Origin of the sequence: Mycobacterium sp. IS-836 (assembly GCF_001954275.1) — a bacterium.
GTDB lineage: Bacteria > Actinomycetota > Actinomycetes > Mycobacteriales > Mycobacteriaceae > Mycobacterium.
In genome coordinates this window covers 86,814-99,854 of sequence record NZ_MBEU01000068.1, presented here as the reverse complement: position 1 = coordinate 99,854, position 13,041 = coordinate 86,814, and the positions used below count along the sequence as shown (strand labels likewise).

The window sequence follows — 13,041 nt, the reverse complement described above, 5'->3', positions numbered from 1 at the left end:
CCATGCCCGAAGCGTCCGTGCCCGAGTTACTGGCCACCGCGGTGGCCGCGCTCGGCGGCAGCGAACGCAGAGGCCAGCAGGAAATGGCCGGCGCCGTGGCGCATGCCTTCGAAACCGGCGAGCACCTCGTCGTCCAGGCGGGCACCGGCACCGGCAAGTCGCTGGCGTATCTGGTTCCCGCGATCGTCCGCGCCATCGGCGAGGAGGCGCCGGTCGTGGTTTCGACGGCGACCATTGCCCTGCAGCGTCAGCTCGTCGATCGCGACCTACCGCGGCTGGCCGACTCGCTCGCCGACTCGCTGCCCCGCCGACCGCGATTCGCGTTGCTCAAGGGACGGCGGAACTACCTGTGTCTCAACAAGATTCATAACGGCAGCGCCGCCGACACCGATGCCGATGCCGAGCGGCCACCGGACGAGCTCTTCGACGCGATGGCGGTCACCGCGCTGGGCCGCGACGTGCAGCGGCTCACCGCGTGGGCCTCGACGACCGACACCGGCGACCGCGACGACCTCAAACCCGGTGTGCCGGAACGATCCTGGTCGCAGGTCAGCGTTTCCGCGCGGGAATGCCTCGGCGTGGCCCGCTGCCCGTTCGGCACCGAGTGCTTTTCGGAACGGGCGCGCACGACGGCCGGCCGCGCCGACGTCGTCGTCACCAACCACGCCCTGCTGGCCATTGATGCCGTTGCCGAATCGGCGGTGCTGCCCGAGCACGCGCTGTTGGTGGTCGACGAGGCGCACGAGCTGGTCGACCGGGTGACGTCGGTGGCCACCGCGGAGCTGACGCCGGCCACGCTCGGCGTTGCATCCCGGCGGATTGCCCGGCTGGTGGAGCCCGAGATAACCCAGCGGCTGGAGGCGGCATCGGCCAACTTCGGGGCCGCGATCCACGATGCAACACCGGGCCGCATCGACCGTCTGGACGACGAGATGGCGACCTATCTGGCCGCGCTGCGCGACGGCGCCAGTTCGGCACGCTCGGCGATCGACACCACCAGCGACGCCAAGGCCGCCGCGGCGCGCGCCGAAGCGGTTGCCGCGCTGAGCGAAATATCCGATACGGCGTCGCGCGTCCTGGCCTCCTTCGCGCCGGCGATCCCCGATCGCACGGACGTGGTCTGGCTGGATCATGAGGACAATCGCGGTTCCCCGCGGCCCGTGCTGCGGGTGGCGCCGCTGTCGGTCGCCGCGTTGCTGCGCGATCGGGTGTTCGGACGGGCGACGACCGTGTTGACGTCGGCGACCCTGACGGTTGGCGGATCCTTCGACGCGATGGCGACCGCGTGGGGGCTGGCCGGACCGGACGCCGGCGAATACCCACCCTGGCGTGGCCTTGACGTCGGATCGCCATTCCACCACGCGAAGTCGGGCATCCTCTACGTGGCGGCCCACCTGCCACCGCCGGGCCGCGACGGCACCGGCTCGGCCGAGCAGCTGACCGAGATCGCCGACCTCATCACCGCCGCCGGCGGGCGCACGCTGGGATTGTTCTCATCGATGCGGGCCGCCCGGGCCGCCGCCGAGGCAATGCGCGAACGGCTGCCGACCCCGGTCCTGTGCCAGGGCGACGACAGCACCTCCGCGCTCGTCGAGCAGTTCAGCGCCGACGCCGAGACCTCGCTGTTCGGCACGCTGTCGCTGTGGCAGGGCGTCGACGTGCCGGGCCCGTCGCTGTCGCTGGTGATGATCGACCGCATCCCGTTCCCCCGCCCCGACGACCCACTGCTGGGCGCTCGCCAGCGCGCGGTCGCCGCGCGCGGCGGCAATGGCTTCATGGCCGTCGCCGCCAGCCACGCGGCGCTGCTGCTCGCGCAGGGGTCGGGACGGCTGTTGCGCCGTGTCACCGACCGCGGCGTCGTCGCGGTGCTCGATTCGCGGATGGCCACCGCCCGCTACGGCGGATACCTGCGCGCCTCGCTGCCGCCGTTTTGGCAGACCACCGACGCCGCGCAGGTCCGCGCGGCGCTCGAGCGGCTGCGCACGGCCGAACCGGCTAGCGGGCCAGGGTGACCAGGCCGAGCTCGTTGCCGGCGGCCAGCATCGGATGGTTGGGCAGCACCCGCACCGTGTATCCGACCGCGCCGGCAAGCGGCAGCGTCATCGTGGTCGAGAAGACCTGGTTGCCCCCTTCCGCCGTGCCGGTATACGACATCTCGACTGTCAGCGGGTCCTGCAATGCGTCGCCCGCGTCCACCCTGCCCACCAACGCCTGGACGGTGACCTCGTCGGGTGCCAGCCCGGCCAGTTGCACGGTCGCGGTCAGGGTCAGTTTCGAGCCCAGCACCGGAGTATCCGGCAGGCCGGTGCTGTCGACGTCGGTGATGTCGATCTTCGGCCAGGCTTCTTCGGCGCGCCTGCGATAGGCGGCCAGCTCACGGGCGGCGCCGAACTCGCCGGCGCTCTCGTCGCCCTCGACCGGCGCGATCGTCCTTCGCAATGACTGCGCGGCCGGCGTGTAGTAGTTCTCGACGTAGTCGCGCACCATCCGCGACGCCAGCACTTTCGGGCCCAGCGTCTGCAGGGTGTGGCGCACCATTTCGATCCACCGCGGCGGCACCCCATGCTCGTCGCGCTCGTAGAACTTCGGTGCCACCGCTTGCTCCAGCAGGTTGTAGAGCGCGCTGGACTCCAGGTCGTCGCGTCGGGCCTCGTCGGTCAGGCCGTCGGCAGACGGTATCTCCCAACCGTTTTCGCCGTCGTACCATTCGTCCCACCAACCGTCGCGGATGGACAGGTTCAACCCGCCGTTGAGCGCGCTCTTCATGCCCGAGGTGCCGCAGGCTTCCAGGGGCCGCAGCGGATTGTTCAACCAGACGTCGCAGCCCCAGTACAACAGCCGGGCCATCGACATGTCGTAGTCGGGCAAGAACGCGATGCGGTGGCGCACCTCGGGCCGGTCGGCGAAGCGCACCACCTGCTGGATCAACGCCTTGCCCCCGTCGTCGGCCGGGTGCGACTTGCCGGCGACGATCAGCTGAATCGGTCGTTGTTCGTCGAGCAACAACTGTTCGAGTCGGTCCGGATCGCGCAGCATCAGGGTCAGCCGTTTGTATGTCGGCACCCGCCGGGCGAACCCGATGGTGAGCACATCGGGATCGAATGCGGTTGCGATCCAGCTCAATTCAGCATCCGAGGCACCACGTTCCAGCCACGAGCGGCGCAGCCGCGCCCGCACATCCTGGACCAACAGCGCCCGTAGTTGCGACCGGATCCACCACAGATGACCGGCGTCGGCCTCCTGCAGGCGCAACCAGACACCGGGATCACTGAACGAGTTCGACCCCGCCAGCTCGCGGCCCAGCTGCAACCACTGCGGCGCCGCCCAGGTGCGCGCGTGCACGCCGTTGGTGATCGACCCGATGGGTACCTCGCCGGGGTCGAATCCGGGCCAAAGCTCGTTGAACATGGCGCGGCTCACCCGACCGTGCAGCAACGAGACACCGTTGGCGCGCTGGGCAAGTCGCAGACCCATGTGGGCCATGTTGAACTTCTCCGGGTCGTCTTCGGCACCGAGCGCGATGATCCGCGCCGTCGGCACGCCGGGCAGCAACATGGGCGCGCTCGGGCCGCGCTTCTTATCGGGTTCGTCGTCGAGATGGTCGTCGAAGTAGAGCCGCACCATCTCGATGGGGAAGCGGTCGATTCCGGCGGGCACCGGCGTGTGCGTGGTGAACACGGTGCTGGATCGCACGACGGCCAACGCGGTGTCGAAATCCAATCCCGAATCGGTGATCAGCTCGCGGATGCGCTCGGCTCCGAGGAATCCCGCGTGGCCCTCGTTCATGTGAAAGACCTCGGGCGCGGGCAGCCCTTCGATGGCGGTGAACGCGCGGATCGCCCGTACCCCGCCGATACCCGCCAGGATCTCCTGCCGCATCCGATGCTCCTGATCGCCGCCGTATAGGCGATCGGTGACGCTGCGCAGTTCGTGCTCGTTCTCGGGCACGTCGGAATCCAGCAGCAGCAGCGGAACGCGGCCCACCTGCGCGACCCACACCCGGGCCCGCAGCTGCGCCGAGTCGGGCAGGCTCAGCTCTACCAGCACGGGATCACCGGTGGCGTCGGTCAGCAGCCGCAACGGGAGGCCCTGCGGGTCCAGTGACGGGTAGGTCTCGTTCTGCCAGCCGTCCGCCGTCAGCGACTGCCGGAAGTAGCCGGAGCGGTAGTAGAGGCCCACCGCGATCAGCGGCACTCCGAGATCCGAGGCCGACTTCAGGTGGTCACCGGCGAGGATGCCCAGGCCGCCGGAGTAATTGGGCAGCACCTCGGCGATGCCGAACTCCATCGAGAAGTAGGCGACGGCAGCCGGCATCGCGGCCCCGGACTGTTGGTGTTGCTGATACCACAGTGGACGGCTGAGGTAGTCGTTCAGCTCGGCGGCGAGTTCATCGAGCCGGGACAGGAACCCTTCGTCGAGCGCCAACTCGTCAAGCCGGGCCGGCTTCACGGCGCCCAGCAGCGCAACCGGGTCTCGGCCGCAACGCTCCCACAACGTCGGCTCGATGGTGGCGAAGAGATCCTGCGTCGGCTTGTCCCACGACCACCGCAGGTTGTTCGACAGCTGGTCCAGCGCGGCGAGGCGCTCGGGTAGGTGAGCACGGACGGTAAAGCGGCGGAGGGCTTTCACGCGTCTCTACCTTACTGAGGAATCGCCCGCATGCACGGCGAGCTCAGCCACCGCTTTTGACCCATGTGTGTGGCCGGACACTAGGGTGGGTATCGGGTAGTTATTGGGCAGCAAAGATGCTTCCCGAGCAGAGAACCATCCCCACTGGAGAGAGTTTTTCGACGATAGGCATTCCGCGACGCAGCACTCCGCGGTCTGGCCGCACACAATCGGAACGGAGTGGTGGTGCCCGGTCGTGTCGAGATCGATAACGTCCAGCCCGTCGTTTCATGCGGCGCCTACCCCGCCAAAGCCGTGGTCGGTGAGATGGTCCCGGTCAGTGCGACGGTGTGGCGTGAGGGCCACGAGGCCGTCGCGGCGACCCTCGTGGTGCGATACCTTGGGCCGCGCTATCCGCAGGTAGCGGAGACCCGCCGGATCAAGGCGGTCCAGGCCCCGGAACGGCCGGTGTCGGCGCGCCGAGACTTAGGGGCCAAGGCGACCGAACGGGTCAAGCCGCTGCAGCTTCGGATGACGATGGGCCAGGAGCCGTACGTTTTCCACGGCCAATTCACCCCCGACCGAGTGGGCCTCTGGACGTTCCGCGTCGACGGGTGGGGAGACCCGATCCACACCTGGCGGCACGGACTCGTCGCCAAGCTGGATGCCGGCCAGGGCGAGCTCGAACTGTCCAACGATCTGTTGATCGGTGCCGCGCTGTTCGAGCGCGCCGCGACCGGGGTGCCGCGCGCGGTGCGCGATCCCCTACTGGCGGCCGCCAAGGCGTTGCGGACCCGCGGGGACCCGGTGACGCGCACGGCGCTCGCGCTGTCGCCCGAGATCGATGAACTTCTGACCAACTATCCGTTGCGCGACATCGTCACCCGGGGCGAGCAGTTCGGGATCTGGGTGGATCGGCCGCTGGCCCGCTTCGGCTCGTGGTACGAGATGTTTCCGCGCTCGACCGGCGGGTGGGACGCCGCCGGCAAACCGGTGCACGGCACCTTCGCCACGGCGGCCGCGGAGCTGCCCCGCATCGCCGAGATGGGTTTCGACGTCGTCTACCTGCCGCCGATCCATCCGATCGGCAAGGTACATCGCAAGGGCCGCAACAACTCCCCGACCGCCGCTCGCGGCGACGTGGGATCGCCATGGGCGATCGGCAGCGACGAAGGTGGCCACGATGCCATTCACCCCCAGTTAGGCACGATCGACGACTTCGACGATTTCGTCGCCGCCGCACGCGATCTCGGCATGGAGGTGGCGTTGGATCTGGCGCTGCAATGCGCGCCGGACCACCCGTGGGCCCGCGATCATCGGCAGTGGTTCACCGAATTGCCGGACGGCACCATCGCCTACGCGGAGAACCCCCCGAAGAAGTACCAGGACATCTATCCGCTCAACTTCGACAACGATCCCGTCGGCCTCTACGACGAAGTGCTGCGCGTCGTCCGGCACTGGATCGACCACGGCGTCAAGTTCTTTCGAGTCGACAACCCGCACACCAAGCCGCCCGACTTCTGGGCATGGCTGATCGGTCAGGTCAAGGACGCCGACCCCGACGTGCTGTTCCTCTCGGAGGCTTTCACCCCGCCGGCCCGCCAGTACGGGCTGGCCAAGCTGGGCTTCACGCAGTCCTACAGCTACTTCACCTGGCGCACCGCGAAATGGGAACTCACCGAATTCGGCAACGACATCGCCGCGCTCGCCGACTTCCGCCGGCCGAACCTGTTCGTCAACACCCCCGACATCCTGCACGCCATCCTGCAGCACAACGGCCCCGGCATGTTCGCCATCCGCGCGGTACTGGCGGCGACCATGAGCCCGGCGTGGGGCATGTACTCCGGTTACGAGCTGTTCGAGCACCGCGCGGTGCGTGAAGGCAGCGAGGAGTATCTGAATTCGGAGAAATACGAACTGCGGCCCCGCGACTACGCGGGCGCGCTCGCCGAAGGCAAATCACTCGAGCCGCTCATCAAGCAGCTCAACGCGATTCGCCGGCTGCATCCCGCGCTGCAGCAGTTGCGCACTATCCACTTCCACGGTGTGGACAACGACGCGTTGCTGGCCTACAGCAAGTTCGACCCGGCCACCGGAGATTGCGTGCTCGTCGTGGTGACCCTCAATGCGTTCGGGCCCGAAGAAGCCACGTTGTGGTTAGACATGGCCGCATTGGGTATGGAACCGTACGAACGGTTTTGGGTGCGCGACGAGATAACCGGTCAAGAATTCCAATGGGGGCAAGCGAACTACATTCGTATCGACCCCGCTGAGGCGGTCGCACACATCATCAACATGCCGCTCATACCGTACGAATCCCGAATCACGTTGCTACGCAGGAGGTGAGCGGACGTGAGCCGAGCTGACCAACTAGCCGGGGCGCACCTAGCGCCTGACCCCGCCGATCTGACCCGCCTAGTGTCGGGGGCGCACCACAATCCGCACGGCATCCTGGGCGCGCACGAGTACGGCGACCACACCGTCATCCGGGCGTTCCGTCCGCACGCGGCCGAAGTCGTCGCGATCGTCGGCGACGACCGGTTCCCGATGCGCCATATCGATTCGGGCCTGTTCGCCGTTGCGCTGCCGTTCGTCGACCTGATCGACTACCGACTGCAGATCAGCTACGAAGGTTCCGCCCCGTACACGGTCGCCGACGCCTACCGATTCCTGCCCACCCTGGGCGAAATCGACCTGCATCTGTTCGCCGAAGGCCGACACGAGCGGCTCTGGGAAGTGCTTGGCGCCCACCCCCGCTCGTTCACCACGGCCGACGGTGTCGTCAACGGGGTGTCGTTCGCCGTGTGGGCGCCCAACGCCAAGGGTGTCAGCCTGATCGGCGAGTTCAACGGCTGGACCGGCACCGACGCCCCCATGCGGGTGCTGGGCTCGTCCGGAGTATGGGAGCTGTTCTGGCCGGGGTTCCCCGTCGACGGATTGTACAAGTTCCGCGTGTACGGCGCCGACGGCGTCGTCACCGAGCGAGCCGATCCGTTCGCTTTCGCCACCGAGGTGCCGCCGCACACCGCATCGCGTGTGACGGTCAGCCAGTACCAGTGGGCCGACGATGAGTGGATGGACCGGCGCGCGCGGCGCAACCCGGTGTTCGAGCCGATGAGCACTTACGAGGTCCATCTGGGCTCGTGGCGTCCCGGGCTCAGCTACCGCCAGCTGGCCCGTGAGCTGACGGATTACGTTGTGGAACATGGGTTTACCCACGTGGAGCTGCTCCCGGTGGCCGAGCACCCATTTGCCGGATCGTGGGGATACCAGGTCACCTCGTACTACGCGCCGACGTCGCGGTTCGGAACACCCGACGACTTCCGGGCGCTGGTCGATGCGCTGCATCAAGCCGGCATCGGCGTCATCGTGGACTGGGTGCCCGCGCACTTCCCTAAGGACGCGTGGGCGCTGGGACGGTTCGACGGCACCCCGTTGTACGAGCATTCGGATCCCAAACGCGGAGAGCAACTCGACTGGGGCACTTACGTTTTCGACTTCGGCCGTCGGGAGGTGCGCAACTTCCTGGTGGCCAACGCGTTGTACTGGCTCGAAGAATTCCACATCGACGGCTTACGCGTGGACGCGGTCGCGTCGATGCTGTACCTGGACTATTCGCGCCCGGAGGGCGGCTGGACCCCCAACATCTACGGCGGGCGCGAGAACCTCGAGGCGGTGCAGTTCCTGCAGGAGATGAACGCCACGGCGCACAAGGCGGCACCAGGCATCGTCACGATCGCCGAGGAATCGACTTCGTGGCCCGGGGTGACACGGCCGACGAGCCTTGGCGGCCTGGGCTTTTCGATGAAGTGGAACATGGGCTGGATGCACGACACGTTGGACTACATCAGTCACGATCCAGTGCACCGCAGCTACCACCACGGCGAGATGACGTTCTCGATGCTCTACGCGTTCAGCGAGAACTACGTGCTGCCGCTCAGCCACGACGAGGTGGTGCACGGCAAGGGCACATTGTGGGGGCGGATGCCGGGTAACAACCACGTCAAGGCCGCCGGCCTGCGCAGCCTGCTGGCCTACCAGTGGGCGCATCCGGGCAAGCAGTTGCTGTTCATGGGGCAGGAATTCGGGCAGCGCGCCGAGTGGTCCGAGCAGAACGGCCTGGACTGGTGGCAGCTGGACGAGGTGGGTTTCTCCAACGGCGTCCTGCGCCTCGTGGGTGACATCAACGACATCTACCGCACCCATCCGGCGCTGTGGAGCCAGGACACCACCCCCGAGGGCTACTCCTGGATCGACGCGAACGATTCGGCCAACAACGTGTTGAGCTTCCTGCGGTACGGCAGCGACGGTTCGGTCATGGCCTGCGTGTTCAACTTCGCGGGCTCCGAGCACAGCGGCTACCGGCTGGGGCTGCCCAGCGCGGGCCGCTGGCGCGAGGTGCTCAACACCGACGCAACGGTCTACAACGGCTCGGGCATTGGAAATCTCGGTGGCGTCGACGCCACCGAGGATCCGTGGCATGGCCGTCCGGCCTCGGCGGTGCTGGTGTTGCCGCCCACGTCGGCGTTGTGGCTGGAGCCCGCCTGAACATAAAGGGCCCCAACGGCTCTCAGTAAAGGGCGTTGGCGAGGTTGCGCCGACCCGCGATCACCTCGGGATCGGCCGGATCGAAGAGGTCGAACAGCTCGATCAGCCGGGTACGCACCCTGGTGCGCTCGTCGCCGGATGTGCTGCGCACCAACGCGATCAGCCGCGCGAACGCCGCACCCACATCCTGGTTGAGCAGTTGAACGTCGGCGGCCGCGAACGCCGCGTCAACGTCGTCCGGCGCGGCATCGGCGACGGCGACGGCATCCGGGCGCTGCGCCGTTGCGCGAGTGAGGAAGTCGATCTGCCGGATCGCGGCCTTCGCCTCGACGCTGCCGGGATTCTTCTCCAGCAGCGCTTCATAGGACGTCTTCGCGGCCTCGAAGTCGCCGGCCTCGAGATGCTGCCGGGCCGCCGCCAACTCGGGATCGACTTCCGCGGGCCCCTCGGAACCGCTGGGGCCCTTGAGCTTGCCGGCCGTCGCCGACAGTATCGAGTCCAGCCAGCGACGCAATTGATCGGCGGGCTGCACGCCCTGGAAGCTGGAGATCGGCTGCCCTGCAGCCAAAGCCACCACGGTGGGGACCGCCTCGACACCGAATATCTGCGCCACCCGGGGCGCCACGTCGACGTTGACCGTCGCCAACGACCACGTGCCGCCGTCCTCGGAGGCGAGGCCACCCAGCGTGTCGACCAGCTGGACGCAGGCATCGCTGCGGGGCGACCACAGCGCCACGACCACGGGAACTTCGTCGGAGCGGATCAGGACTTCGTTCTCGAAGTTCGCCTCCGTGACCTCCGTGGCGCCCGGCGCGGGCGCAGCCGTGGGCCCGGCCGCCGAGGCGTTCTGTTGAGCTCGTTGCTTGAGGCCGGACAGATCGACTGCACCACTCAAAGCGGGTCCGATCGAGGGTCGCGGACGAGTCACGCCGTCAAGTCTGTCATGTGCGTCGGCTACCGATCCACCCGGTGGCCGCGGCGCTCATGCGGTGCTCATGCGGGGCAAAACCCCGCCGAAATCGGCGCCCGAAAGGCCCTCGAGCGGCCTGTATGACGAAAATCACACCCGCAGCTCCCCGCACGGGTCCCCAGCAATGCCGTCCGGTCCAGCTAACCGGCCCGCAGAATCAGCGCGTCGCCCTGGCCACCGGCCCCGCACAGCGCCGCCACGCCGTAGCCGGAGCCGCGGCGCGCCAGTTCCAGCGCCGCATGCAGGGTGATCCGGGCGCCCGACATGCCGATCGGATGCCCGACGGCAATCGCGCCGCCGTTGACGTTGACGATGTCGGGATTCACGCCGAGTTCGCGCGTCGACGCCAGCGCCACCGCCGAGAACGCCTCGTTGATCTCGACCACGTCGAGCTGATCAACGGAGATGCCCTCACGGGCGAGTGCCTTCTTGATCGCGTTGGCCGGCTGCGACTGCAGCGTCGAATCGGGCCCGGCGACGACACCGTGCGCACCGATCTCGACCAGCCAGCTGAGCCCCAGCTGCTGCGCTTTGTCCTTGTTCATCACGACCACGGCGGCCGCGCCGTCGGAGATCTGCGACGCCGAACCGGCGGTGATGGTGCCGTCACTGCGAAACGCCGGCTTGAGACCGGCCAGAGACTCGGCGGTGGTGTTTGCGCGGATCCCCTCGTCCTCGGTGAACTGCAGCGGATCGCCCTTGCGCTGCGGAATGTTCACGGGCACAACCTCGTCGGTGAAGACGCCATCCTTCCACGCCGCGGCCGCCTTTTGGTGGGACCGCGCAGCGAACTCGTCCTGTTCGGCGCGGGTGAACTTGTCGACGTCGTTGCGCTGCTCGGTGAGCGCGCCCATCGGCTGGTCGGTGAACACGTCGTGCAGGCCGTCGTAGGCCATGTGGTCCAGCACCGTCACGTCGCCGTACTTGTAGCCGGTGCGGCTGTCCATCAGCAGGTGCGGGGCCTTCGTCATGGACTCCTGGCCGCCGGCCACCACCACGTCGAACTCGCCGGCACGAATGAGCTGGTCAGCCAGCGCGATGGCGTCGATGCCGGACAGGCACATCTTGTTGATCGTCAGCGCCGGAACGTCCCAGCCAATACCGGCCGCCACCGCGGCCTGCCGGGCGGGCATCTGGCCGGCCCCGGCCGTCAACACCTGACCCATGATCACGTACTCGACCGCACTCGCCGGCACCTTGGCCTTCTCCAGCGCGCCCGCGATCGCGATGGCGCCCAGATCGCTGGCCGAGAAATCCTTCAGCGACCCCATCAGCTTGCCGATAGGTGTCCGCGCCCCAGCAACTATCACCGACGTTGTCATTAGTTCCTCCTGGGGTGCACCAACGGCCGTTTCCGCTACCCGGAGAAGCGGAATCTTTGCCGCCACGTTACCGTGGTGTGATGACGACCGATCAAGTTGATGCCCGTCACCTCCTGGCAACCTCCTTGGTGACCGGCCTGGATCACGTCGGCATTGCGGTCGCCGACCTGGACGCCGCAATCACCTGGTACCACGACCACCTCGGCATGATCCTGGTGCACGAGGAAGTCAACGATGACCAGGGCATCCGAGAGGCGATGCTGGCGGTCCCCGGGACCACCGCGCAGCTTCAGTTGATGGCCCCGCTCGACGACTCATCGACGATCGCGAAGTTCATGGAGAAGCGCGGGCCGGGCATCCAACAGATGGCCGTTCGGGTCAGCGATCTGGACGCGATGTGCGACCAGCTGCGTGAGCAGGAGGTGCGACTCGTCTACGAGGCACCCCGGCGCGGCACAGCAAACTCGCGGATCAACTTCATCCACCCCAAGGACGCCGGCGGTGTCCTGATCGAGTTGGTGGAGCCGGCTTCCTAAAGCCATGCGCCGAGTGTGCGGCTAGCCGCACGTTCGGCGCTCAGTGTGCGGCTAGCCGCACGTTCGTGAACACATCCCAGTGTCTTAAGACCATCGTCGGGTAGGACCGCGAGTCGCGCGGTTGGTCCAGCACGGCGAGTGCCAGTGCCGGCGGTCCTGAACGGCCGCAGGTGATTCAGCCGGCCATACCACCACATGCGCAGTGCCGGAGCGGATTTCGTGGTCACATCCGGGACAGCGATAGGTCTTGATGGCGCGAGCCGCGGCTACCGGGCGCACTTCGTACTCGTAGCCATCAGGCCCAGTTTCGATACGACGCAACGTTGCTGACGGTCCTGCCGGCTGTCGTCGACGTGGCGGTTTGCGGCGCGGACACATCAGAACAGCCGGTACTCGTCGTTGTCCATGCCGCGCATCTTGTCGTAATCCAGTGTTACACAACGGATCCCGCGATCATTGGCAAGCGTGCGCGCCTGCGGCTTGATCTGCTGAGCGGCGAACACGCCTTTCACCGGCGCCAGCAGGCTGTCGCGATTGAGCAATTCGAGATAGCGGGTCAGCTGCTCCACGCCGTCGATCTCGCCGCGCCGCTTGATTTCCACCGCGACCGAACCACCGAGTTCGTCGCGGCACAGCAGATCGACGGGGCCGATCGCCGTCATGTACTCGCGGCGGACCAACGTGTATCCCTCGCCCAGCAGTTGAACATGCTCGGCGAGCAGTGCCTGTAGGTGAGCCTCGACGCCGTCCTTGACCAGACCGGGGTCCACGCCGAGGTCGTGGCTGGAATCATGCTCGATCTGCTCGACGGTGATGCGCAGTTGCTCGCCCGCCTTGTTCTCCACCACCCACACCGGCACCTCGCCGCCGGCGTCTTCGCTCAACCAGCACGGCGGACTCATCCAGTTCAGCGGCTTGTAGGCGCGATCATCGGCGTGCACGCTGACCGACCCGTCGGCCTTGAAGAGCAGCAATCTGCGCGCGGAAGGCAGATGCGCGGTGAGTCGGCCGACGTAGTCGACGGTGCATTGGGCGATGACGAGGCGCACCCGACTCA

9 protein-coding genes are annotated in these 13,041 nt (G+C 67.4%); 4 read left to right on the top strand and 5 right to left on the bottom strand.

Going from position 1 to position 13,041, the window contains the following annotated elements:
• Positions 1-2 precede the first annotated feature (2 nt).
• Complete coding sequence (locus A5747_RS18885; protein ID WP_076127048.1) at positions 3-2,012, top strand: ATP-dependent DNA helicase; 2,010 nt, start codon at positions 3-5, stop codon at positions 2,010-2,012.
• Here the strand turns inward: A5747_RS18885 and glgP are convergent.
• A complete protein-coding gene (gene glgP / locus A5747_RS18880) occupies positions 1,996-4,629 on the bottom strand; it encodes an alpha-glucan family phosphorylase (RefSeq protein WP_076127046.1) in 2,634 nt (877 codons plus the stop codon). The two genes, A5747_RS18885 and glgP, sit on opposite strands and share 17 nt — an antisense overlap.
• Positions 4,630-4,854: 225 nt before the next feature.
• Here glgP and A5747_RS18875 point away from each other — a divergent pair, with 225 nt between their 5' ends.
• Both A5747_RS18875 and glgB read left to right on the top strand, forming a co-directional pair.
• Complete coding sequence (locus A5747_RS18875; RefSeq protein WP_198938219.1) at positions 4,855-6,954, top strand: alpha-1,4-glucan--maltose-1-phosphate maltosyltransferase; 2,100 nt, start codon at positions 4,855-4,857, stop codon at positions 6,952-6,954.
• Between the two features lie 6 nt (positions 6,955-6,960).
• Positions 6,961-9,156 carry a 1,4-alpha-glucan branching protein GlgB gene (gene glgB, locus A5747_RS18870; protein WP_076127042.1) on the top strand — a complete coding sequence of 732 codons (2,196 nt, stop codon included), beginning with the start codon at positions 6,961-6,963 and terminating at the stop codon, positions 9,154-9,156.
• Between the two features lie 22 nt (positions 9,157-9,178).
• On the opposite strand, the gene A5747_RS18865 is transcribed toward glgB, so the two are convergent.
• Together A5747_RS18865 and A5747_RS18860 are read right to left on the bottom strand one after the other, a co-directional pair.
• A complete protein-coding gene (locus A5747_RS18865; RefSeq protein ID WP_076127040.1) occupies positions 9,179-10,084 on the bottom strand; it encodes a tetratricopeptide repeat protein in 906 nt (301 codons plus the stop codon).
• Between the two features lie 182 nt (positions 10,085-10,266).
• Complete coding sequence (locus A5747_RS18860) at positions 10,267-11,448, bottom strand: acetyl-CoA C-acetyltransferase (RefSeq protein WP_076127038.1); 1,182 nt, start codon at positions 11,446-11,448, stop codon at positions 10,267-10,269.
• Between the two features lie 77 nt (positions 11,449-11,525).
• On the opposite strand from A5747_RS18860, the gene mce reads away from it, so the two are divergent.
• Positions 11,526-11,984: a methylmalonyl-CoA epimerase gene (gene mce, locus A5747_RS18855; RefSeq protein ID WP_142245645.1), complete on the top strand. Its 459-nt coding sequence runs from the start codon at positions 11,526-11,528 to the stop codon at positions 11,982-11,984.
• An 84-nt stretch (positions 11,985-12,068) separates the two neighbouring features.
• On the opposite strand, the gene A5747_RS18850 is transcribed toward mce, so the two are convergent.
• Together A5747_RS18850 and nucS are read right to left on the bottom strand one after the other, a co-directional pair.
• Positions 12,069-12,362, bottom strand: a complete 294-nt coding sequence (locus A5747_RS18850; RefSeq protein ID WP_076127033.1) for a hypothetical protein — start codon at positions 12,360-12,362, stop codon at positions 12,069-12,071.
• On the bottom strand, positions 12,362-13,033 hold the full coding sequence (nucS, locus tag A5747_RS18845; protein ID WP_076127031.1) for an endonuclease NucS: 672 nt from the start codon (positions 13,031-13,033) through the stop codon (positions 12,362-12,364). Before nucS ends, A5747_RS18850 begins: the two co-directional genes overlap by 1 nt.
• Positions 13,034-13,041 lie beyond the last annotated feature (8 nt).

Coding starts and splice junctions, on each gene's coding strand:
- A5747_RS18885 (WP_076127048.1), top strand. CDS start 3: ATGCCCGAAGCGTCCGTGCCCGAGTTACTGGCCACCGCGGTGGCCGCG.
- A5747_RS18860 (WP_076127038.1), bottom strand. CDS start 11,448: ATGACAACGTCGGTGATAGTTGCTGGGGCGCGGACACCTATCGGCAAG.
- A5747_RS18850 (WP_076127033.1), bottom strand. CDS start 12,362: ATGTGTCCGCGCCGCAAACCGCCACGTCGACGACAGCCGGCAGGACCG.